This is a genomic window from Flavobacterium humi, from assembly GCF_004745595.1.
In the GTDB taxonomy this organism is placed as follows: Bacteria; Bacteroidota; Bacteroidia; order Flavobacteriales; family Flavobacteriaceae; genus Flavobacterium; species Flavobacterium humi.
In genome coordinates, this window is sequence record NZ_SRLH01000005.1 from 330,057 (window position 1) to 351,937 (window position 21,881).

Annotated in this window: 21 protein-coding genes and 1 tRNA gene; 10 read left to right on the plus strand and 12 right to left on the minus strand. The window is 41.3% G+C overall.

All coding sequences use genetic code 11. The features are described 5' to 3' along the window. Window positions 1-2 precede the first annotated feature (2 nt). Together gpmI and E4635_RS11210 are read right to left on the minus strand one after the other, a co-directional pair. A complete protein-coding gene (gene gpmI / locus E4635_RS11205) occupies window positions 3-1,520 on the minus strand; it encodes a 2,3-bisphosphoglycerate-independent phosphoglycerate mutase (protein ID WP_135526777.1) in 1,518 nt (505 codons plus the stop codon). Beyond that, the gene (locus E4635_RS11210; RefSeq protein WP_135526778.1) at window positions 1,517-4,030 is read right to left on the minus strand and encodes a DUF5916 domain-containing protein; all 2,514 of its coding nucleotides are present in this window, start codon (window positions 4,028-4,030) and stop codon (window positions 1,517-1,519) included. The genes gpmI and E4635_RS11210 overlap by 4 nt, the downstream gene beginning before the upstream one ends. Before the next feature lie 204 nt (window positions 4,031-4,234). Here E4635_RS11210 and E4635_RS11215 point away from each other — a divergent pair, with 204 nt between their 5' ends. Continuing rightward, entirely contained in the window at window positions 4,235-4,942 is a 708-nt protein-coding gene (locus E4635_RS11215; RefSeq protein ID WP_135526779.1) for a murein L,D-transpeptidase catalytic domain family protein, read from the plus strand. Here the strand turns inward: E4635_RS11215 and E4635_RS11220 are convergent. Both E4635_RS11220 and E4635_RS11225 read right to left on the minus strand, forming a co-directional pair. Continuing rightward, window positions 4,886-6,436, minus strand: coding sequence for a L,D-transpeptidase family protein (locus tag E4635_RS11220; RefSeq protein WP_169630253.1), 1,551 nt, complete (start codon window positions 6,434-6,436; stop codon window positions 4,886-4,888). The genes E4635_RS11215 and E4635_RS11220 overlap by 57 nt on opposite strands. A gap of 10 nt (window positions 6,437-6,446) precedes the next feature. After that, window positions 6,447-6,884 carry a GNAT family N-acetyltransferase gene (locus tag E4635_RS11225; protein WP_135526781.1) on the minus strand — a complete coding sequence of 146 codons (438 nt, stop codon included), beginning with the start codon at window positions 6,882-6,884 and terminating at the stop codon, window positions 6,447-6,449. 171 nt (window positions 6,885-7,055) lie between these two features. On the opposite strand from E4635_RS11225, the gene E4635_RS11230 reads away from it, so the two are divergent. Then, a tRNA-Gly gene (locus E4635_RS11230) sits at window positions 7,056-7,128 on the plus strand. Window positions 7,129-7,163: 35 nt separating this feature from the next. Here the strand turns inward: E4635_RS11230 and pepE are convergent. Beyond that, window positions 7,164-7,874: a dipeptidase PepE gene (gene pepE, locus E4635_RS11235; protein ID WP_135526782.1), complete on the minus strand. Its 711-nt coding sequence runs from the start codon at window positions 7,872-7,874 to the stop codon at window positions 7,164-7,166. Window positions 7,875-7,994: 120 nt separating this feature from the next. Between pepE and E4635_RS11240 the strand changes: the two genes are divergently transcribed. The 5 genes from E4635_RS11240 (at window position 7,995) to E4635_RS11260 (ending at window position 12,556) form a co-directional block, all read left to right on the plus strand. Then, window positions 7,995-8,747, plus strand: a complete 753-nt coding sequence (locus E4635_RS11240; protein WP_135526783.1) for a hypothetical protein — start codon at window positions 7,995-7,997, stop codon at window positions 8,745-8,747. 12 nt (window positions 8,748-8,759) lie between these two features. Next, window positions 8,760-9,263, plus strand: a complete 504-nt coding sequence (locus E4635_RS11245) for a DUF6702 family protein (RefSeq protein ID WP_135526784.1) — start codon at window positions 8,760-8,762, stop codon at window positions 9,261-9,263. Window positions 9,264-9,324: 61 nt separating this feature from the next. Next, window positions 9,325-11,577 (plus strand): M1 family metallopeptidase, encoded by a 2,253-nt coding sequence (locus E4635_RS11250; protein WP_135526785.1) that lies wholly within the window; start codon window positions 9,325-9,327, stop codon window positions 11,575-11,577. Window positions 11,578-11,633: 56 nt separating this feature from the next. Then, window positions 11,634-11,984 carry a Sec-independent protein translocase subunit TatA/TatB gene (locus tag E4635_RS11255; protein WP_135526786.1) on the plus strand — a complete coding sequence of 117 codons (351 nt, stop codon included), beginning with the start codon at window positions 11,634-11,636 and terminating at the stop codon, window positions 11,982-11,984. Continuing rightward, entirely contained in the window at window positions 11,984-12,556 is a 573-nt protein-coding gene (locus E4635_RS11260) for a phosphatase PAP2 family protein (protein ID WP_135526787.1), read from the plus strand. The genes E4635_RS11255 and E4635_RS11260 overlap by 1 nt, the downstream gene beginning before the upstream one ends. 74 nt (window positions 12,557-12,630) lie before the next feature. On the opposite strand, the gene E4635_RS11265 is transcribed toward E4635_RS11260, so the two are convergent. Beyond that, window positions 12,631-13,272 carry an O-methyltransferase gene (locus E4635_RS11265; RefSeq protein ID WP_135526788.1) on the minus strand — a complete coding sequence of 214 codons (642 nt, stop codon included), beginning with the start codon at window positions 13,270-13,272 and terminating at the stop codon, window positions 12,631-12,633. A gap of 130 nt (window positions 13,273-13,402) precedes the next feature. Between E4635_RS11265 and E4635_RS11270 the strand changes: the two genes are divergently transcribed. Together E4635_RS11270 and rlmN are read left to right on the plus strand one after the other, a co-directional pair. Beyond that, a complete protein-coding gene (locus E4635_RS11270; protein ID WP_135526789.1) occupies window positions 13,403-15,106 on the plus strand; it encodes a carbamoyltransferase family protein in 1,704 nt (567 codons plus the stop codon). Between the two features lie 9 nt (window positions 15,107-15,115). Continuing rightward, window positions 15,116-16,159, plus strand: a complete 1,044-nt coding sequence (gene rlmN, locus E4635_RS11275; protein WP_135526790.1) for a 23S rRNA (adenine(2503)-C(2))-methyltransferase RlmN — start codon at window positions 15,116-15,118, stop codon at window positions 16,157-16,159. A gap of 1 nt (window position 16,160) precedes the next feature. Here rlmN and E4635_RS11280 read toward each other — a convergent pair whose 3' ends face one another. The 6 genes from E4635_RS11280 to E4635_RS11305 all read right to left on the minus strand — a co-directional run bounded on the left by E4635_RS11280 (window position 16,161) and on the right by E4635_RS11305 (window position 20,761). After that, window positions 16,161-16,799: a response regulator transcription factor gene (locus tag E4635_RS11280; RefSeq protein ID WP_135526791.1), complete on the minus strand. Its 639-nt coding sequence runs from the start codon at window positions 16,797-16,799 to the stop codon at window positions 16,161-16,163. Between the two features lie 3 nt (window positions 16,800-16,802). Beyond that, complete coding sequence (locus E4635_RS11285) at window positions 16,803-17,591, minus strand: sensor histidine kinase (RefSeq protein WP_135526792.1); 789 nt, start codon at window positions 17,589-17,591, stop codon at window positions 16,803-16,805. Beyond that, window positions 17,564-18,085: a hypothetical protein gene (locus E4635_RS11290; RefSeq protein WP_246020756.1), complete on the minus strand. Its 522-nt coding sequence runs from the start codon at window positions 18,083-18,085 to the stop codon at window positions 17,564-17,566. The genes E4635_RS11285 and E4635_RS11290 overlap by 28 nt, the downstream gene beginning before the upstream one ends. A 129-nt stretch (window positions 18,086-18,214) precedes the next feature. Then, the gene (locus tag E4635_RS11295; RefSeq protein WP_135526794.1) at window positions 18,215-18,655 is read right to left on the minus strand and encodes a hypothetical protein; all 441 of its coding nucleotides are present in this window, start codon (window positions 18,653-18,655) and stop codon (window positions 18,215-18,217) included. A gap of 221 nt (window positions 18,656-18,876) precedes the next feature. Then, complete coding sequence (locus E4635_RS11300) at window positions 18,877-19,761, minus strand: hypothetical protein (RefSeq protein WP_135526795.1); 885 nt, start codon at window positions 19,759-19,761, stop codon at window positions 18,877-18,879. A 172-nt stretch (window positions 19,762-19,933) separates the two neighbouring features. Next, window positions 19,934-20,761 carry a hypothetical protein gene (locus tag E4635_RS11305; RefSeq protein ID WP_135526796.1) on the minus strand — a complete coding sequence of 276 codons (828 nt, stop codon included), beginning with the start codon at window positions 20,759-20,761 and terminating at the stop codon, window positions 19,934-19,936. Window positions 20,762-20,889: 128 nt separating this feature from the next. On the opposite strand from E4635_RS11305, the gene E4635_RS11310 reads away from it, so the two are divergent. Further along, window positions 20,890-21,870, plus strand: a complete 981-nt coding sequence (locus E4635_RS11310) for a polyprenyl synthetase family protein (protein ID WP_135526797.1) — start codon at window positions 20,890-20,892, stop codon at window positions 21,868-21,870. The last annotated feature ends 11 nt before the right edge of the window (window positions 21,871-21,881 follow it).

A 21,881-nucleotide genomic window follows, 5' to 3' on the forward strand; every position in this document is an offset into this window, starting at 1 on the left:
TTTTATACTAAAGAATGCCTGGTCATGGCTTCCGGTTTTTCTATTCCCATCAGTTTTAGGATTGTCGGGGCAATATCTCCCAACACGCCATCTGTGATGTTTTGCAATTCCTTGTCCACCAAAATAATCGGTACCGGGTTTGTGGTGTGGGCCGTATTGGGGCTTCCGTCCGGATTGATCATGGTTTCGCAGTTTCCGTGGTCTGCAATTACTATCGTGGTATAATCATTTTCCAGGGCCGTTTCGATCACTTCTTTAACACAGGCGTCAACGGCTTCACAGGCTTTAATGGCCGCAGACATCACACCGGTATGGCCCACCATATCGCCATTGGCAAAATTTAAACACACGAAATCGACTTCGCCTTTTTGCAGTTCCGGGACTAAAGCGTCTTTGAGTTCATAAGCACTCATTTCGGGTTTTAAATCATAGGTGGCTACTTTTGGCGAGTTCCTCAAGATCCGGGCTTCGCCTTCAAAAGGTTCTTCCCTTCCGCCTGAAAAGAAAAAGGTAACATGCGGGTATTTTTCGGTTTCGGCAATACGGATTTGTTTTTTGTGGTGTTTTTCCAAAACTTCTCCCAGTGTTTCGGTTAGGTTGTCCTTGTCAAAAATGCGGTAAATGTTCTGGAAAGTATCGTCATAATTGGTCATTGTGACATAATACAGGTTCATTTTGTGCATGTTGAAGTCCATGTGGTCTTTTTGCGAAAGGACTTCGGTAAGCTGACGGCCTCTGTCTGTACGGAAATTGAAGAAAATAACCACATCACCTTCTTTAATAGTGGCAATAGGTTCGTCTTTTTCATTGGTCATTACAATAGGAGGAAGGAACTCATCGGTGGTATTGTTGGCGTAATTTTCCTCAATGCTCTTAACGGCGTCTTTAGAATGTACTCCCGTTCCTAAAACCACCAGGTCATATGCCTGCTTGACGCGTTCCCATCTTTTGTCCCGGTCCATCGCATAATAACGCCCGATAATTGAAGCCAGTTTGACAGAAGTCCCTTTGATATGGTTGAGGATATCGGCAATAAAACCAACTCCTGATTTTGGATCTACATCACGGCCGTCAGTAAAGGCATGTATGAATACTTTCTCAAGCCCGGTATCATATGCTACATCTACAAGTCCTTTGAGATGGTTGATGTGGGAATGCACACCGCCATCGGAAACCAATCCGAGGAAATGCACGGATTTATCATATTCTTTGGCATAATGAAAGGCATCAATAATGGCTTTTTCTTTATTGAAAGCCTTATTTTCCACAGCCAGGTTGATTTTTGCCAGGTCTTGGTAGACAATCCTTCCGGCGCCGAGATTCATATGGCCAACTTCGGAATTTCCCATCTGCCCTTCGGGAAGGCCTACATTCAAGCCGTCGGTCCTTAATTGTGCATTCGGGTATTTAGTATATAAACTGTCTATAAAAGGTGTATGGGCGTTGTCTATGGCGGAAACTTTCGGGTCAGGAGATTTGCCCCAACCATCCAAAATCATTAAAATTACTTTTTTTTTCATGCTTTAAACCAATTTTTGGTGCTGTTGTAATCAATACAATACCGGAAACTCACCGATAGGGTATTGTTTAGATTGTTTGCAATTGTGTGGTCTAAATTATCAATAAATTTTTTATTAATGATGTTTTCGTAATGAATTGCGTTATTTCGGTATAAAACGGACAGCTGGCTTCCCGGGGCAACCCACCATGAATACGATAAGTCCAGGTTCCAGGTTTTGAAATTCGAATTCTTGTTTTTGCTGTAGTTATCGTCAGGTTCGAAGTAACCATTGCTGGTCAAAACCAGGAAATTCAGGTTTTCGGCGTAAGACCAATAATACCTTGCTTTTACATTTACGGTCATTTTTGGCGAAATGGAATATTTCCCGGTAAAAGAAGTTGTAATCGTGTTCCTGTTCCTGTTGGCAAAAATAACATCTCCTTGTATATTGTCATTCGGATCGGCATCGACATAGTCAACCCTTCCCTTATCATCGTTCCTACGGTCTACTTCAAAACCTAAAATCCCTAAAGCCTTATTGCTGAAACGGTATCTCGGGTTGAAATAAAAACCAACGGTATTGCGCTTGTCCTGATCCATGATGTGGTACCAGATTCCGGTATCCAAGGCTAATTTCCGGTTGTAATTGCTTGAAATATCGATCCAGCTCTTAAAGGCCCTCGGATTGTAAACGAATCTTCCGCTGGCTATAGGCTGGTAAAAATCATACGTTACAAAAGGCTCCAATTGAATTCCTATACCAACAAAATCATTCTTTTTGCCCGTCATGTTTACATTTAAGTTAAAATAAGTTTCCTGTGCACGGCCGGTTGTATTGTTCATTTCGGCGTACGAATTCAGGTTGATGTTAAAACTGTTGAACATTTTGTTAGGGTTGAGGATACGATAACTTACATTATTGTAGAGATGGTGGTAATTATTTATGTAATTGATTCCCAGGTCATTAATATCGAATTCGTTGTTCACGTAGCTTCCGTTCGCATTGAAACGGAATTTTCCGCTGGTTTTCCCAAAATTAAGATAGGCCCTGTACCCGTTGAGGTTTTCGTTTGTGCCCATTTGATTGATGTAGCTGTATTTGAAATCCCCAGATAAATTATAGGAATTCGCTTTGGTATTCAAATCAAATAAAGCCCCTGTCACATTGGCGTCATTGAAATGCCCGTCGCGCATTACGTTTGTGTTGATTAAAGAAACAGAAGAATTTTTGCGGAAACGCTGGTCCAGGACAATGACATTATAATTGGCCAAAGGTTCCACAGTTTGTTTTCTATAATTATATTTAATCGTTGGCGGTAGAGAAGGGTCGGCATTTGGAATAGCGGTCTGCGTTTCGATAGTCACGTCGGTTTTTTCGGTTATGGCATTCAGTACCCCGATTCCCAGGCCTTTGGCTGTCCTTCCGGAGATTTTTAAAGCATTCAGTAAATTTACATTGGCAGGATAATCAAGGACTTTTTGCTCATCGGTGGTATTGGGATAGGTAGACGGAGCGCTTCCAATCCTTCGGGTATACAGCAAATCTCCTTTGTTGAATAAATCAGTACCTTCGGTAAAAAAAGGCCTGTTTTCATTAAACTGCTGCTCGAACGGGCCTAAATTAAGAGTCACATTGTCAAAGGCGGTTTGCCCGAAATCCGGAACCAAAATCGCATCTAATGTAAAAGAATCATTGATCCCGTATTTGACGTCCAATCCGGCTTTGAATTTGGTTTCATTCCCGTTGTCATTCGTGTTTTCATAGATCGAAACATATGGCATCAGGAAAAGGCGCGTGGGCGGTTTGATGTTTTCAATCCCTTCCAGGACACCCGCCTGTTGGGTAAACGTCCCCATTTTCGTATTGATATAATTCCAGGTGTATTTTTGCCTGTCCCGTCTTATTTCCCTAAAAAGGTTCATGCCCCAGTTTTGTTTTTCCTTTTCCGAAAAACGCAAAGCGGCGTACGGTATTTTCATTTCGGCAATCCAGCCAAAATCAGTCATTGAAACATTGCTGTGCCAGATGCCGTCCCAGGAATAATCTTCGCCGTCATCGGTGGCAAGGCAGTCCATTTGCGTACCGGCAGCACTTACAAAAAAACGGTAGTCCTGCTGGCCGTCGTTGTAACCGTTTATGAAAATCCCAAAGAAATCACTGGTGCCGAAATTGTCACGTTCAGTAATTTCTTTCAAAATCTTTGTCGGGTCATCATACATTTTTGCACCTATATATATAGCCTCATTGTCGTAAAGGATCTTTACTTCGGTCCTTTTGTCGTACGGGAGCGGTTTTCCGTTGTCGGGCTGGTACATGATAAAATCCGATGCTGTTTCGGCATTGGCCCAAATAGCCTCATTCATGTTCCCGTCTACGGTGATTTTTTCTTTTGTAAATAAAGAGGTGAGCTTCTTTTTCCCAGCAATCCCGGATGTTGGGCCTGTAAGGGCATCGTTAGAAGTGTTGTTTTGGCTAAATAGGAGGGCGTGAGATAAAAAGGCAAAAAACAATGCGAAACGTAGAGCCATAATGTTCGTTTTTTTGATTGGTTCAAAAATAAATATAATCTCTGCGAGTGCTTTTTATTTATGAATAGTTTAACTAATTGCGGGGATTAAAAAAAATCGACGAAATGTTAAATTTTACCGATTAAGTGTAAATAAATTTGGATGGTATTATTTTTTATTTAATATTTGCCCCCGATGAACAACAACACAATTAAAAGATTATCAATGAATTACAGATTTCTACCCCTTCTTTTATTGTTTTTTATGTCTTTCGCCCCAAAGACTACTAATAACACCGATCCTACATTGATTGCCAGTGCAAACAGTACTAATCTGGCAGCAAAAATCGAAATTGTTTACAATTCCTTAAACGCAAATAATTTTGCCTTGCCGCAAATCAGCTGCTTCAAAAAAGCGATGGAAGGCTTCTTTGTACTGAAACAAAAAGGGATTATCCAGAAAGATATTTTGACGGTTATCGATTTTAGCATGTCCTCTACTAAAAAGAGGCTTTGGGTAATCGATTTATCCAGCAATACAATATTATACAATACAGTAGTGTCCCACGGAATGAATTCCGGAGGCGAATTTGCCACTAACTTCTCGAATTCCCCAAGTTCCAACAAAAGCAGTTTAGGGTTTTACGCAACAGGTGAAACCTACAACGGGAAACACGGCCTGTCATTGAAACTTGACGGCCTTGAAAACGGGATCAACAGCAACGCAAGAGCAAGGGCTGTTGTGATGCACGGCGCAAGTTACGCCAATCCTTCTATCCTGAAAACACAGGGTTATTTAGGAAGAAGCCAGGGTTGTCCTGCTATTCCTGAAGCCGTAAAAGATGAAATCATCAGTGTGATAAAAGGGAAATCCTGCTTATTTATTTATCACCCTAGCAGAAGTTACGAGATTACTTCTAAACTGGTTGCTTAACCGAAGATACAATTCAGGGTCATAATTATAGACGTCGTTTCGGAACTGTAATTGGCCTTTTGCATACCAAGCCGTAAAATAGAGAATGTGGACGTCAAATTCCTCCTCGATTTTTACGGTTTTTGTTTTTTTCAGGAACAGGATCGAATCGATTTTCTCAGGAGTGTATATTTTTTTGCTGAAAAGAAGGTATTCTGCAAGATTCAGCGGGTTTTCCACCCTGACACAACCCGAACTCAAAGCCCTGAAGTTTTTCACAAAATAATCGCGGTGGTTGGTATCGTGCAAATACACCAAATGACTGTTGGGAAAATTGATTTTTACAAAACCTAAGGCATTGTCTTCACCCGGGCTTTGCACATACCTGTAATTTTCGGCATTGCTGAAACTCCAATTCCCCAAACTGACTTCTTCGCCTTTGCGGTTATAAATCGTGATGTTCCGGCTGGTGATATAATTCCGGCTTTTTTGGGTTCCCGGAATAAGGTCTTCCTTCAGGATGGTTGGCGGAACAGTCCAGGTCGGATTAAAGACGATATTGTCAATCCTGGAAGAAAGGATCGGGGTTTTCCTTTTTTCGGTACCTACCACAACCCGGTGTGTTTTGATCGTATCGGTGTTTTGTACGGCATGCAGGTAAAAATCAGGAATGTTCACCACGATGTGATTGATGCCCAAATCCCTCGGGAACCACCTCCATCGTTCCAGGTTGTCTATAATTTGCTGCTTGCGCTGTGTTTTGGTAAAATTCAAGGCCGCAATAGTGCCTTTTCCAATAACACCGTCAGGTTCCAGCCCATGCCTGGATTGGAATTTCTTTACGGCATCGTGCATGGCTTCGTTATAGACTTCGTTTAAAGTGTCGTTTTTGCTCAAATCATCCCAATACTGCAGCCTTTTTTTGATCAGGACAATGTTTTTGCCTTTGTCCCCGAAATCAAATTTATCAGTCGTGGCAATAGGTGTGAAATTTTCATCCGGTAAGGCATTTACCACTGCCAACGCCTTTTTCAGGTAGGCATAAATGGCATGTTTGGGTTTACAGCTTTCAATAACGCTGTCGATTTTGTTCTTGGCCAGTGCTGTACTTAAGATGGAATCGCCTTTGAATTTATTCTTTTTGATTTCCCAGTCAGGATAAATTTCCCTTGGGTTTAATTTTCCATTGGCCAGGTTGGAAGTGTATTTTATAAAAGAAGAAGATAATTGTTTGTAATAGCCTTCGATTTCCTTTTCCGAAAGCGTACTGTAAGATTCCTCCAGTTTTTCCAGTTTTTTAAGGGAATAATCGTCAGGGAACAAACCTTCTTTTTCTGAATTTCGGATCGATTCTATAAACAATCGCCTGTTTTCCGGGTTTTCCCACCCAAATAATTCCGTTTTTTGCCCGGGAGTGTGCAACGTGCTTTTGTGGGCGATAATTTCCGTATTGGTATTATTGCCGCAGCCGATGTATAAAAAGAAACAAAAAAGGACGGGTAAAATTAATTTCATAAATACTTTGTTATAAATGCTTAAACATGACATAATGGGTACCGATTTCTTGTATTTCAAAAGCAGGACCTATAGTCGTATACTGTAATTTTTCATAGAACCTTACGGCGGTTTCCCTGGCATTGAACCATAGTAACGGTACATTTTTAGATTTCGCATATTCTTCCACGCGATTTACCAGGAAATTTCCGAACCCTTTTTTCTGGTATCCTTCCAAAACCGCCATTCCCCTAATCTGCATTTGCCGTTCTTCGGGGAAATTAGCATTCCTGCTTTCAAAAACCGATACTACCCCAGCCAGATCTTTATCAAAATACAGGCCAAAGTGTACGGTCGTTTCTAAATCATCGCCATCGAAACAGCAGGACTCAATGGGTTTTCCTGCTCTTAAAACAGGCTGTCTGACCGGATAGGTCTCTTTTGAAGGAATAATCTTAATGGTAATCATATTTTTTTTTGGCAAAAGCCCAACATTAAATTTAAATATAAAATTCTAATTATAAATCATTTAGTGCAAAAATTATATTTCACTATTACTTGGGTGTAAATAAAATGTAATTTTTTTTCCAAAAAAACTTGCAACTAAGAAAAGTTATTAGTTATATTTGCACTCACAAAAGCGGAAGTAGCTCAGTTGGTAGAGCTCCAGCCTTCCAAGCTGGTTGTCGCGAGTTCGAGCCTCGTCTTCCGCTCTGCTAAAAGCCTCAAACAATGTTTGAGGCTTTTTTTATTGTAAAAAGTTAAGGTTTTCACTTGGGGCCATTTCTACCGGAAGGTCTTTTTGCCTGAACAAACGCGCCGTCAGTTGGCCACGCAGGATGATATTGTCCCCGTATACTTCCAACCAGCTTCCTTCGCGCAACCCAAGGACAGGAATGTCGCTTATCGTATGGAATTCGTTGATCCTGGTTTCCCGTGTCTCACCCATATGGGTAGAACCTTCTATAGGATCTAAATAATGAGGATTTAAATTGAACGGGATCAGACCTAAAGTCGTAAAACTTTCCGGTAGTACGATAGGCATGTCATTGGTAGTGTTCATCGTCATGCCGCCAATATTGCTTCCGGCGCTCGTACCTAAATAAGGTGTGCCGCCAAGGATCGTTTCTTTCAGAATACCGATTAAATGGTAGTGGTATAATTGGGAAACCAGTAAAAAAGTGTTTCCGCCGCCGGTGAAAATGGCCTGGGCTTCCTGGATGGCCAGCACTGGGCTTTCAAATTCATGGATGCCCTTTACTTCGATATTTATTTTGGCGAATGCCTGTCGGACCTTCGACGTGTATTCGTCATGGGTAATGCCTCCGGGCCTGGCATAAGGAATGAAAAGCAGGGTTTGGCAATTTTCGAAATGTTTTGACAAGACCGGTAACAGGTATTCCAGGTAACCTCCGTTATATAAAGTGGAAGTACTGGCAAGAATGACTTTTTTGTTCATTTTTTTGAGTTTCATTTATAGGTATTCCAAAGGTAAAAATTATATTAACAAAAAATTACCAAGGCCTTAATAATAAATTAGGAAGGGAGGGTTCTATTTTTACAAGGTAATAATTCATACATGAGGCAAATTCTACTTTTTTTATTTTTCCTGCTCGTTCAAAATTCGTTTTCCCAAACGTTGTTGAAAGGGAAAGTGGTTTCCGAAGCTTCAAATCTTGATGGGATCCATGTCATTAATTTGTCCAATAAAAAAAATACGTTGACCGAGAACAGCGGGTTCTTTTCCATTTTAGCAAAACCATCAGATACTTTGATGTTTTCGGGAGTGCTGGTCAAAGGCCTCCAGATTGTGTTGAAGCCGACGGATTTTTCAGAAAACCTACTTTTTATAAGGCTAAAACCCCAGGTAAACCAATTGGATGAGGTCATCATAAAGAATTATTCCGAAATCAATGCGGTTTCCTTGGGCATTGTTCCTAAAAGTGTCAAATCGTACACTCCGGCGCAACGCAAATTAAGAACGGCAAGTGCGGCTTACCCAAACTTGTATGCAGGTGGAATGGCCGGAGGTTCGGTAGGGCTTGATCCTTTGCTGAATGCCATTTCCGGGCGCACGGCAATGCTCAAAAAAGAAGTCGCTGTGGAAACCAGGGAAAAACTACAGGAAAAATTAGATAAGATGTACGAAGAGATTTTCTTTGTCGAAACCCTTAAAATACCTGTCGAATATATTAAAGGATTCCAGATTTTTACATTGGATGACGAAAAGCTGGTCAATGCCCTAAAAGCCAAAAATACCACACTCACCACATTTTTATTGGGTGAATTGGCCGAAAAATACAAGCAGATGGTATTTCCTGAAAAGAATTAATATTTTTACGGTATGAAAAAATCGGTTTTTATTTCTTTTTCCCTTGTGATGTTTGTGGTTCTTTCCGCCTTTTCGGTGCATAAATTTTATGTGTCCATTTATCAGATCCAGTATGCGCAGGAAAAAAAGATGCTCCAGATAACGTCCCGCATTTTTGTAGACGACCTGAATACTGTCCTGAAAAGGAAATACAATAAAAAGACTTTCCTGGGAGAACCCAACGAGTCACAGGAAGATGTTGCCCTGATGGAAAAATACCTGCTGGAACATATTTCCATCAAAATTAACGGGCATGCCAAACCGATACGTTACCTGAGCAAAGAAATGGAAGGAAATGTACTGATCTGCTATTATAACAGTAAGGATATTTCCAAGATAAAATCTTTTGAAATACAAAATACGGCCCTTCTCGAATTAAGCGAAGACCAGCAAAATATTGTCCAGACCACTATTTACGGCAAGAAGCAAAACCTGCTGATGACCACAGATAATGTGAAAGGTTTGTTAAATTTTTGATTTGAATGCGTTCTTCGATAAAAACGATTAAATTTATCGGTTCAAAACTACTATTTCCGTTATGAAAAAAATTACAGCTAAACTGTTGTTTTTATTGGTATTTTCTTCTTCTTTAATGGCTCAAGTGGCCAAAGAAGGGGCAAAACCGAAAGAACAAGGACACGAAGATACGAACAAGTTCAGGCAGATGTATGACTTGTTGGCCACTCCCAATATGTACCGTACCGCTTCTGGTGCGCCTGGGCCGGAATATTATCAGCAACAGGCTGATTATAAAATGGATATAGAGCTGGATGATAAAAACGCGAAACTTTTCGGGACTGAAACCATCACCTATACCAACAATGCTAAGGAATCGCTGGATTATTTATGGATACAGCTGGACCAGAACATCCTGGCTAAAACTTCCAAAACGCCTTTGGTCGAGAATTCAAAAGTAGATGCGTCAATTAGCGCCCGCGGTTTTTCAAGGAAATACCTGGAAGAGAAATTTGACGGCGGCTTCAAAATAGAATACGTAAAAGATGCCAAAGGAAAACCTATTTCCTATACCATCAACGAAACAATGATGCGCATTAACCTGGAAAAACCGTTGGCCCATGGCCAGAAAATGTCTTTCAGCATCAAATGGAACTACAACATCAATGATTATATGGTCGAAGGCGGCCGTTCCGGATACGAACAGTTCAAGGACGGAAACCGTTTATATGTAATCGCTCAGTTTTATCCTAGGATGGCTGTTTATAATGATGTGGAAGGCTGGCAGAACATGCAGTTTTGGGGGAATGGCGAATTTGCCTTGCCTTTCGGGAATTTTGAAGTGAATATTACCGTTCCTGCAGACCATATCATGGAAGCGACCGGGACATTGCAAAACAGGAGTGAAGTTTTTACGGCAGAACAGGTAAAAAGATACGCGCAGGCGGAACAATCATTTGACAAACCGGTAATTATCGTAACACAGGCAGAAGCCATGGTTGCTGAAAAAGGATTTTCGGACAAAAAGAAAACCTGGAGGTTCAAGGCAGAAAACGTCCGTGATTTCGGGATTTCAACGTCCCGTAAATTTATTTATGATGCAATGGCGGTCAAATTGGGCGGGAAAACCGTGATGGCCACTTCCGTTTATCCGAAAGAAGGAAATCCGTTGTGGGAACAATATTCTACTCGCGCAGTAGCCCATACCTTAAAAAGCTATTCCAGCCATACTTTTGACTTTCCTTACCCGAAAGCAGTTTCAGTGAATGCGCAAGACCAAGGAATGGAATACCCTATGATTTGCTGGAATTTCGGCCGTCCGGATGAAGACGGAAAATATACCGACAGGGTAAAATACGGCATGCTTGGCGTAATCATCCATGAAGTAGGGCATAACTTTTTCCCGATGATCGTAAACTCGGACGAACGCCAATGGACCTGGATGGACGAAGGCCTGAACACTTTTATGGAATACCTGGCGGAAATAGAATGGGAAGCTACTTTCCCTGTAGACAGAGGCCCGGCAAAATTAATCGTTCCTTATATGAGTGGGAACCAACAAGGATTGGAGCCTATCATGTCAAATTCAGAAAGCATCCGTCAGTTTGGGAATAACGCTTATGGCAAACCGGCAGCAGGTTTGAATATCCTGCGGGAAACGATCATGGGACGCGAATTGTTCGATTATGCTTTCAAAACCTATGCTAACCGTTGGAAGTTCAAACACCCGACACCTGAGGATTTTTTCAGGACTATGGAAGATGCTTCAGGGGTTGACCTGGACTGGTTTATCCGCGGATGGTTCTACACCACAGATTACAATGACATAGGAATCAAGGAAGTGAAGCAGTATTTTGTGAGCAATGAAGCGCCGGAAGGTTTCCATGCACAACAGGCGACCAGACGTAACCGTTTTAGGACTTCAGGCCCATTAGTGTATATGGTTTCGGCGGAAAGCGCTGATTTTAAACCGGAAATGAATAAGAAATTAGACATTAAGGAGATCAAAACACTAGACGAATATGTACAGGCTACTTTTTCGGAAGAAGAAAGGGCCAAGTTACAGCAGCCAAAATATTTTTACCAGGTAACTTTCAATAAACCTGGCGGTTTGGTCATGCCGCTTATCGTTGACATTACTTTTGAGGACGGGACTGTGGAAAGCCATAAATTCCCGGCGCAAATCTGGAATATGAATGATGCGGAAGTATCAAGGACTTTTGCCACCCAAAAACTGATCAAGAAAATCATGGTGGATCCAAAAGAAGAAACAGCCGATATTGATGTAACCAACAATGCCTGGCCAAAAGAAGAAGTAAAATCGAAATTTGACTAATAATAAGGCAAAACTTAAGTAACTTTGCCGTTAGAACTTTATAAAATTAAAAGAAGATGTTTGGAATAGGTGGTGGAGAATTAATCGTCATTATTTTTATAGCCCTGATGCTTTTCGGATCTGAAAAAATACCGGATATCGCCAGGACTTTAGGAAAAGCCATGGCACAATTGAAAAATGCCACAAACGATATAAAATCTGAAATCCAGCGCAGTGCCGATGCGAATGATATAGACATTAAATCATTGACCAGCGATTTTACTTCAGAAATTGACAATGTGAAACAAGGCTTCAACAAAATGATTTCGGATGCTCCGGGCGAAACCCCGCTTGATATTACCTCAGAAATCAACAAGGTCAAAGAAAATATAGATGACCTTACAGGACCAATAAAACGTCAATTGTAATGCTGGAACAACTGCAGGAATTAGACAGGAACCTTTTTGTTTACCTAAACGGCCTTGGCAATCCTTTTTTCGATGGTTTTTGGCTTTTTGTCACCAAACAATTGCATTGGGCTCCGGTATTCCTGGGCATATTCTACATGATTTTCAAAAAGAAAGGATGGAAACATTTACTAATGATCCTTCTTTTTATCGCTTTCCTGGTGCTCATCGGCGACCAGTTTACCAATTTGGTCAAGAATCTGGTACAAAGGATCCGTCCTTGCAATAATCCTGACTTGGTGGGTACCATAAGGATTTTACATTCCACGCCTACTTTTAGCTTTTTTTCCGGCCATGCGACAAATTCCATGGCTACTACGCTTTTTGTGTACCTGATCCTCAGGAAACATTTTAAGTATGTGTTCCTGTTGTTTCTCTGGCCGATGATTTTTGCCTACAGCAGGATTTACATCGGGGTGCATTATCCCGGGGATATCCTGACCGGTTATGCGGTAGGAGCCACTTTGGGCTTTATTTTTTATAAAATATACCAAAAGGCACAATACAAGTATTTTCCTGAAGATAGTTTATAGGAGCTTTTTCCAGCTGTCCACTGTATCTTTTCCCCGTTAAAGAAACGGGAAAAAGGATGCCGTTCCCATCTGGGCTACAGCACCCGGCTCACGGTAAGCCCGTCACGGATGGGCAGCAAAACGGTTTCCACCCGCGGGTCTTCCTTAAGCAGCCGGTTGTATTCCAAAAGGATTTTCGTGCTCAGGTCGTTCGGGGCCAAGGGCTGTACCACTTTCCCTGACCAAAGGACATTGTCGGATAAGATAATCCCGCCTTTGTTCATTTTCGGAACAATCATATGGAAATAATTGATGTAATTTTCCTTATCGGCATCAATAAATACCAAATCGAATTTCATGTCCAGTCCCGGAATAATGTCAACGGCCTGTCCGAGATGCTGCACGATTTGATTTCCCCAGGGCGAACGGTCAAAGTATTTTCGCTGGAAATCAATTAATTCTTCCTTAATATCAATAGTATGCAACTGTCCGTTTTCCTGCATCCCTTCGCAAAGGCACAAAGCGGCATAACCTGTATAGGTACCTATTTCCAGGATATTTACCGGTCGGGCCAATTTGGAAATCATGCTCAGGACACGTCCCTGGAAATGCCCGCTCAGCATTCGCGGCAGTAAAATCTTCTGGTAGGTTTCTTTGTTTAACTGTGCTAACAATTCAGGTTCTTTTTCAGAATGTTGCTCGATGTACTCTTCTAAATCGTCTGAAAGGAAATGCATGCGCTGATAGGTTTTAATTAGGTTTCAAAGGTATTAAATTATCCGGTTTTTCCAGAAACCAAGCCCGCAATGTTTCGTTGTAATGCCCGGATTACCGTAATAGTTTGTAAATTGACCTTTTTTAAAAACCATGAACAAACCCATTTATATAATAGGCACGGGGCTTTCCCATAACGGATCTGCGGTATTGCTCAAAGACGGGCAGATTTGCGTTGCTATCGAAAAAGAAAGGCTGAGCAGGAAAAAACACGACGGCGGGAATGATACTTTGGCCATTCAGTATTGCCTTGACACCGAAGGAATCGGATTGAAAGATGTTTCCCTGGTGGTCCAATGCGAAAATTTCAATATTCCCGAAAGAAGCCAGTTTAAAGGCAAACGACTATTTTCAAGCTCCGAAACTCCGGAAATCGTAACAATATCTCATCATTTGGCCCATGCCTACAGTGCTGTTGGGACATCGCCTTTCCAGGAATGCCATGTCATGGTAATAGACGGTTGCGGCAGCCCGCTGGATCAGTTCCTGAGCCTTCATCCAGAACAGGAATGCGATATTTCTCCAGACGTGCTTCAGCAAAACCAAATGCAATGCGAAAAAGAAAGTTTTTATCATTTTGACGGGCAAAAACTCCAGCCTTTATTCAAGGATTTTAGTACGATGGCCAGGTTTGGGAATGATTCGCTTTCCCTCCCGACTACAGAACATTCCATAGGCGGTTTTTATGCTTCGGTAAGCAAATATGTTTTTGGGAATATGGATGATGTGGGCAAATTAATGGGGCTGGCTCCGTATGGGCAAACCGGAGTGTATGATTTTGAAGCTTTCGAATTCCGGTCACAACGGCTTTATGTCAAAGAAGACTGGAAAACCCATTTTACGAACCCGTCAAGCGGATATGATTATTTTAAAGAAAACTTCGACTATTATGCCAATATTGCCCGCTGGGCACAGGAACAAGTGGAGAAGGCCGTTTTGGAGTGCTTCCGTTACCGGATGGCCGAATTTCCGCATCAAAACGTATGTTATTCCGGAGGAGTGGCCTTAAATGCTGTAGCCAATGCCAAAGTACTGGACAATGCCGTTGTAGAAAATCTATACATAGAACCTGCCGCTGCTGATAACGGATTGGCGTTGGGCTGTGCTTTTTACGGGTGGCTGGAGCACCTTGGAAAGTCTAAAGAAAAAGCCGGTGGTAGCACTTGCTTCGGGAAAAAATACGACAGGGCAGCAATTGTCACGGCGATAGAAGAAATAGATCTTGGAAACCATATCCGAAAGGAATTCGATACGGAAGAAGCATTGCTGGAATATTGCGCAATCAAACTCAGTGAAGGCCAAACATTGGGATGGTTCCATTCCGGTTCAGAATTCGGCCCCCGAGCCTTGGGGAGAAGGAGTATTTTAGCCCATCCCGGCATTGGCAACCTGAAGGATCACATCAATAGGAATATCAAGTTCAGGGAAGATTTTCGTCCTTTCGCCCCGGCGGTACTTGAGGAAAGAGTAGGGGATTATTTCGAAAAAGGCAGAAAGAGCCCTTACATGATTTTAGTAGACAAAACCAAGCCTAAATACAGGGAAACCCTGCAAAACGTAACCCATAAAGACGGTTCCGCCCGCGTACAGACCATTGATGCAAGCTGGAACCCAAGGTTTGCTAAATTAGTTGCCGCATTTTACGATTTGTCCGGCATAGCGGTAGTGCTCAATACCAGCCTGAACCGCAAAGGCATGCCTATGGTTGAGGCTCCAGCAGAAGCATTGCAGCTGTTTCGGGAATCTGCTATGGATGTATTGGTGCTGGAGAATATTATTTTAGAAAAATTACCCTAACTTTGCGTCATGCAAATCGAGAAAAAAGACATACGGGCATTATCCAAAGAGCAATTGCGTGATTTTTTTGTGGCCAATGGAGACCAGGCCTTCCGGGGCAACCAGGTATATGAATGGCTATGGAGTAAAGGAGCGCATCGTTTTGAAGACATGACCAATGTGGCTAAAACTACGCGCGCCATGCTCGAAGCCCATTTTGTGATCAATCATATCAAGGTGGACACCATGCAGAGAAGTACGGACGGTACTGTGAAAAACGCAGTGCGGCTGCACGACGGATTGATTGTGGAAAGTGTCCTGATCCCAACCGAGACAAGGACCACAGCCTGTGTTTCGAGCCAGGTAGGCTGCAGCCTGGATTGTAATTTTTGCGCCACGGCACGACTCAAACGCATGCGGAACCTGAATCCTGACGAAATTTACGACCAGGTCATCGCCATCGATAAAGAAAGCAGGTTGTATTACAACCACCCTTTATCGAATATTGTTTTTATGGGAATGGGAGAACCACTCATGAATTATCCCAATGTAATGAAAGCGATTGATAAGATTACTTCGCCGGAAGGATTGGGGATGTCGCCTAAACGAATTACAGTCTCTACATCGGGTGTTTCAAAAATGATCCGGAAAATGGCAGATGACGAAGTAAAATTCAAACTGGCCGTTTCCCTGCATTCGGCTATTGAAGAAGTCAGGAACGAAATCATGCCTTTTACCAAAAATTTCCCTCTTACCGAACTCCGGGAAGCACTTGAATACTGGTATAAAAAAACCAAAAGCAAAATCACTTACGAATATGTGGTCTGGAAAGGCATTAATGATTCTAAAGAAGCGATCGATGCATTGGTCAAATTTTGCAAATACGTACCCTGCAAGGTCAACCTGATCGAATACAATCCTATAGATGACGGCGAATTCCAACAAGCCGCACCCGAGGTTATTGACAATTATATCAAAGCCTTGGCGCAACATGACATTGTAGCCAAAGTACGCCGCAGCAGAGGTAAGGATATTGATGCCGCCTGTGGCCAGTTAGCCAATAAGGAAGGATAAATCAGATACAGACGATTTTGTGTTTGATGGCGTATAAAACCAAGCCTATCCTGGTTTTGATTTCCAGTTTCTGAAACAAATTTTCCCTGTAGCCGTCTATGGTTTTAGGACTGAGGCACATGCCGTCAGCGATTTCCCTGTATGTTTTTTCGGAACAGGCAAGCCGGATGAATTCGACTTCGCGGTCTTTTAATGTAATTTTATTTTCATTGTTGCCCAGTTTGTTGATCAGGAACCCTGAAACCATTTCAGAATAGTAAAATCCTTTGTTGTATACTTCCATCAGGGCTTCCTTGAAGGTGTTGGGATGCGTGTCTTTAAGCAGGTAGCCTTTGGCCCCGTTGGTAATCATTTTCATGATGGTATCTTCGTCATCGTTAACCGAAAGTGCCAGTACTTTAAGCTCCGGATTGTTTTCCTTGAGCCATTTTATGGTTTCATGGCCGTCCATTATGGGCATATTCACATCAAGTAAAACGATGTCAGGCTTTTCCGTGTTTTCGGAAAAAGAGCTGATGAATTCTTTTCCGTTATTATAATTCCCAATGACAGTAAATTCTTTAAAAGAACCTATCAAAAAAGATAATGACTGGGAAAATAATAAATGATCATCTACAATTGTGATTTTGATTTTTTCCATTTTTTAGAAATTTTCTTCTCTTTTAAGAGGATAATCGATTGTTATTTCTGAACCTTTACTGATTTCCGAATGTATTGTAAAAGAAGCACCGATAAGTTCGGCCCTGGTCTTGATATTGGTAAGCCCGGATCCTTTCGAGCCGTTTTTATAATCGAAACCTTTTCCAAAATCTATGACGCTGATTTTGCAGTTGTCTTCAGTAAAAAAAATATTTATGGTTATTGATTCGCTGTGGGAATGCCTCAGGATGTTGGAGATCGATTCCTGCAAAATCCTATAAATAATGGTATCGTGTTCCTTGTTTATTTCTTGCGGTTCCCCGGTTATGTTGAGTTTGCATTTGATTTTCTTGAGTTGCTTGATCCTTTCCAGGTCATCGGAAACCGCTTCTATAAAGCTGGATTTAAGGACAATGTCGCCATTCATCAATTTGGAAAGAATCCGGATCTCGTCTAATGATTTGTTGACTAAAAATTTAAGGTTGACTAAGTTTTCCTTGGTGTATTTGTTTTCATCTTCAATGAGGATATTCATCTGCATCAGCGCTACAGAAAGAATCTGCCCAATGTTGTCGTGCAGTTCCCGGCTTACGTTTGTAAGGGTTTGCTCCTTGATTTCTATTTTCGATTTTGTCAATTCGGATTGGAACAGTAAATCGGCTTCCATTTTGTCGATCAGGAACTTAGATTTTTTCTTTTGGAAGAAATAAAAGAGGACGAACAAAGTCAGCAATAGCGAAAACAGAACTATGCTGAATGAAATGATCAGTAATTGTATTTCTTCTCGCTGCATATAAATCCTATTGAAAAGCAAAAATTCATGAGTAAATTTAGGAAAAATATTATCAAATCATAGACGGATGAGTTATAATCGATTAAAAACCAATCCAAAGACAGCATAAATGGCAGGTAAGGAACATAAAAAATCAGGATTCCCAGTATGAACCAGAAAAAAATAGACTTGCTGTAATCCAGGACAAGATTGGAACTGAAGAGTTCAAACAGGTACAAAAAGCTTAAAATGACTATTGATATTACTCCTACGGCGTAACTATTGGTAAAAATCTGCCCAAATTCGTTTTGGAAGAAAAAATAGTTCAGGATGTAAAAAACAATATAAATGAGCATTAGAAATGAGGCGATATTTCTATGAACGATTTTTTTCAATAAGGATTTTATCAGGACAATATAGATGAAGAACATCACCAGTATGTAAAAATTGAATACATAATAGTTCAATAATCCGGTCCAGAGCGTAAAATATTTGCCGACAATTTCGGTAAACACCGAAAACCATATTGAAAGTAAGAATAATTTAGCTTTACTATTAGGGAGTTTGTGCCAAAAGATTAAGCCGCAAATACCTGACAATAAAGCTAAAAAAACAATATAAAATCTTAGATTTTCTAACATAAATTAAACTCCATATTCCATTTTAGGAGGGTTGCCCATTGATCCGAAATTCAACGGTTCGATCAAAGCGATGTCTTGAGAATTCCCGGCTTCTTCTTCAGTCAGTTCCACAGCTCTTTTTTCATTAATGCTTTTTCCTGTTGGCGATAGGAATAAGGTAGTATACCCGGCTTTCCCTTTCCCTTCCGATTCTGAATATACCCCAAAATAAAAGCGGATGCCATCTACAACAAACCCTTTTTCGCTCCCGGAGCTTTTGATATATTCGATATAGTTTTCCAGTTCTTCCAACGAATACCAAATAGCGTTAGCATCTTCTTTGCCTATTGCTTTTTTGTTTAAATCCGCTCGTTTGGTTATAAAGTTTTGGTTGAGTTCTTTCGCTTTTGCAGTACTTATCAATTGTTTTGGTAAAACAGCCGTTTTAGTGTCTTCTGATTTCATAATAAAATAGTTTTGTGTTTAGGCAAATCTACATATTAAGGAGGTGGCCATACAAGGGGAAATATACCCTTTTTTTAGGGTGGTAAACCCTTAGAGGAAGATCTAACTAATTGTCTTTAAATTAATTGTCTTTTTGAGTTTTATGCAATTCCGGCAACGCATGAAAAAGCCCAACCCTGAAAGGACAGGATTGGGCCTTCAACTAGGCAAGTTTAGGGTTTCTAATTCCCGATAATAATGGTAAAGGACACGCCATCTATGGTAAAGACAGCTACATTATCACAATCGCCATTCCCATAATCCAGGGTTGCGGTATGGTTATTTCTTTGGAAAGTGATGATTCCTTGTACAAGCAATGGTTTATTCACGGCCACACAACTCATTTTGATGATCAAAGGAGTGGTAATGGTGCTGGTTTGAATCGATGTGTTCGGGAAAGTGGTGGTCCAGCTTCCGGTTACTTTATACACGTTGTCCGTCCAGGAAACAGTACCGTAACCAGCAATAATTTCACGCACTCTCTGTCCGACTCTTGTATAAACATTCCCGTTTGGAAAAGTAGCCGTAAGGTCCATGTTCATCGTTACGATAGGATGGCTTGGGGCGTTTGGTGTTTCCGGTGCCATGGTTCTTGTAAATGTTTTTGTTCCTGTAAACTTGATGCTGTTATGGTAGAAATTATCAAAAGTATAGGTAATGGTATGAGATGTTGCGGCAGGTTCGTAGGTGAAGGAAATGATGATTTTGCCTTTCAATACATTCCCATTAGGCAAAGTACAGCCTGTTGTACCGAAATCGATGGTTTTGGTAACCACTGTCCCAGGAGTAATCACCGTTCCAAAAGCAGGTACCCTTGTTACGGTAGCGCAAATCGTAAAAGGGGTAACGGTAAAACTTTCCGATCTGCCCGAAGTGCTGTTGGTATACGTATTGGCTTCTTCTTCAGCGGCAACGTCGGTAACGTCATCGTTTGCGACATCGATCTTGGCATTTATCGTAGCTTCTTCAGCAGTAATTGCAGGTTCGTTGGCTGTTTCGGTATCTTTTGTACAGCTGGCAAACACTAAAGACAAAATCAGGGTAAGCATTAAAAATCTGGTTTTCATAGCATAGTTTTTTAAGGTTTTTTATTAGATGCATAAATGGGCAAAAGGTTTAAATAAAAAAGTATTTTTTTTTCAATTTTAATTTTCAAGTACTTGGAATAAAATGGATTATGCCATTTTAAAACAAAGAAGCCCTGCAAAAAGAAGGGCTTCCCGTTTTGTATCTTTCGTTTTATAACGTTATGGCAGTTGCTGCTCCGCCATCTATCGAAAGCATGGCCTGATCGTCACATCCGCCGCTTCCATAATCAATAGTGGCCTCGCTTTCATTTCGGGTAAATACAAGGACTCCCGCCACAATATATCGGCAGTTGCCTAATTTTTTCAGCGGAACGGTTACCGATGCTGATTTTGTCCCTTGCGGAGAAGTCGCCGTCCAGTTCCCGGTAATGATATAAACATCATCGGACAGCGTATGGGGAGTGTCGTAACCGGCAGTCCATTCCCTAACGCGAAGCCCGTTCCTGCTATAGGTATCGCCATTGGCAAGGACCAGAGTGAGGTTTACATCGAATCTGGATTCCGGGTTTCCATTGGCATTCGCCCTTACCCGCGTAAAGGTTTTATTTCCGTTTAAAGAAATATCGTTGTGGTAAAAGTTCTCAAAAGTATACGAAATCACTTTTGTCATTGCTTGGAAATCATTGGTAAAACTTAAAATGATTTTCCCTTTTAAAACATTCCCGTTCCAAAGCGTGCAGCCGGTTACCCCAAAATCGATCGTAACAGACCACGTACTGCCGGTAAGGGTAGAAGATATGGTACCGCAATCGGAGAGGAATCGGGAAGAATTAAGCGCTTTCCCGCCTGATCCTGATTGCATTAAAAAACCTTCTTCGATAATATTGTCAACGTCGTCAATTGATTTGTCTAGCTTGCCTTCCATGGCAATTTCTTCCTTTGAAATTCCTTGTTGGGAATTTGTGGAAGCATCCTCTTTGTTGCAACTTATAGCCATAATCCCTATCGCTATAAATAAAGTAAAAATGTTGGTTTTCATAAGTAGGCATTTTTTAAATTATTGTATTTCAATGAATTACAACGTAAAAACTCCTTTTTTTATTTTTTTATTTTAACATTTTTTTCATTTTGCAACTTAAGGGTATAAATGTTATCTTTGGATGGCAAATGGATATCACTTCGCAAATAAAACAACCGATTTTGGAAGAAATGGAACTTTTTGAGAAAAAGTTCTATCAGTCAATGACCTCAAAAGTGGCTCTTCTGAACCGGATCACCTATTATATTGTTAACCGGAAGGGCAAACAGATGCGACCGATGTTCGTTTTCCTGACGGCCAAAATGATTTCGGGTGGAGAAGTCCTGGAAAGGACATACCGTGGCGCTTTGGTGATTGAACTGATCCATACTGCGACATTGGTCCATGATGACGTGGTGGATGACAGTAACCGCAGAAGGGGTTTTTTTTCCATCAATGCGCTTTGGAAAAATAAGATTGCTGTCCTGGTTGGGGACTATTTATTGTCCAAAGGATTGCTGCTTTCCATAGACAATGGGGATTTTGATTTGCTTAGGATCATTTCCGTGGCGGTGAGGGAAATGAGCGAAGGAGAATTGCTCCAGATTGAAAAGGCACGCCGCCTGGATATTACAGAAGAAGTCTATTACGAAATCATCCGGCAAAAAACAGCAACCTTGATCGCGGCCTGCTGCGCCCTCGGAGCCTGTTCCGTTAATCCGGACGACAACGCACAGATAGAAAAAATGCGGAAATTCGGGGAACTTATCGGGATGGCCTTCCAGATCAAGGACGATTTGTTCGATTATTCCGAAGAAGCCATCGGCAAACCTACCGGGATTGATATCAAAGAGCAGAAAATGACGCTGCCGCTTATCCACGTCCTGAACAATTCCTCGCCCAAAGAAAAAAGCTGGCTGATCAATTCGATCAAAAACCACAACAAAGACAAAAAAAGGGTTAGGGAAGTGATTGCTTTTGTCAAGGGCAATAACGGCCTGGCCTACGCCGAACAAAAAATGATGCAGTTCCAGCAGGAAGCGCTGCAACTTATCGGGACTTTCCCCAATTCCCCTTATAAAGAAGCCTTGATCCTAATGGTGAATTACGTAATTGAAAGAAAGAAATAAAAATTACGCAT